Origin of the sequence: Colwellia ponticola (assembly GCF_005885605.1) — a bacterium.
Taxonomy (GTDB): domain Bacteria; phylum Pseudomonadota; class Gammaproteobacteria; order Enterobacterales; family Alteromonadaceae; genus Colwellia; species Colwellia ponticola.
The window spans coordinates 1-414 of sequence record NZ_SZVP01000204.1; the positions used below are offsets into that span (position 1 = coordinate 1).

Genomic DNA, 414 nt, shown 5'->3' on the forward strand with positions numbered 1-414 from the left:
AACGCCAAAATCTTTTTCTTTCAACACATTTTCCATCGTTAAATGAGCAAGTTCTTTCATATTGTTTTCCTTGCTAAGATGACCAAGATAGATTCGTTTGGTCCGATTACCGATCACATCAGTCATGACAAGTGCACCATCTTCGTTGGAAAGATGCCCTCTATCTCCTAAAATACGCTGTTTTAGATTCCACGGATAAGGTCCCATGCGTAACATCTCAAGATCATGGTTACTTTCCATCAAATAACCATCGGCATTTTCAATGACACCTCGCATGTAATCACTGCAGTATCCGGTATCCGTCAACATGACGAATGAACGGTTTTCTTTATGGAAACGATAAAATTGCGGAGCTGCTGCGTCATGGGAGACGCCGAAACTCTCAATATCGATATCGCCGAATGTTCTGACTTT

Annotated in this window: 1 pseudogene; it reads right to left on the bottom strand. The window is 41.3% G+C overall.

Annotated elements, in window-relative coordinates:
- Nucleotides 1–414: pseudogene (gene walJ, locus FCS21_RS17940) on the bottom strand (exodeoxyribonuclease WalJ); the annotation flags it as partial.